This window comes from Variovorax sp. FG153, assembly GCF_057809595.1.
Genome location: NZ_JBMDKG010000140.1, coordinates 1 through 327 on the forward strand (window position 1 = coordinate 1; position 327 = coordinate 327).

Annotated in this window: 1 protein-coding gene; it reads right to left on the reverse strand. The window is 69.4% G+C overall.

Annotated elements, in window-relative coordinates:
- The coding region (locus ACODT0_RS42480; protein ID WP_489044063.1) for an ATP-binding cassette domain-containing protein at positions 1–325 on the reverse strand (325 nt) is incomplete at its 3' end.
- Positions 326–327: the final 2 nt, after the last annotated feature.

Genomic DNA, 327 nt, shown 5'->3' on the forward strand with positions numbered 1-327 from the left:
GCTCGGCCACGATGCGCGCGACCGTCTGGCGCGGGTCGAGGGAGCCGTAGGGGTCTTGGAAGACCATCTGGAAGTCGCGCCGGGCCGTGCGAAGTTCGTCCTTGCTCAAGGCGTGCAGCTCACGCCCTTCGAGCTTCACGCTGCCCGAGGTGGGCTTGTCCAGAGCCATGACGAGGCGTGCGATGGTCGACTTGCCCGACCCGGACTCGCCCACGATCCCCACGCTGCGCCCGGCCTGCACCTCGAAGCTCACGCCATTGAGCGCCTTGACCGTGGGCGGCGGGCCCAGCAGCTTCTCGCGCGGCAGCGCGTAGTGGCGAACCAGGT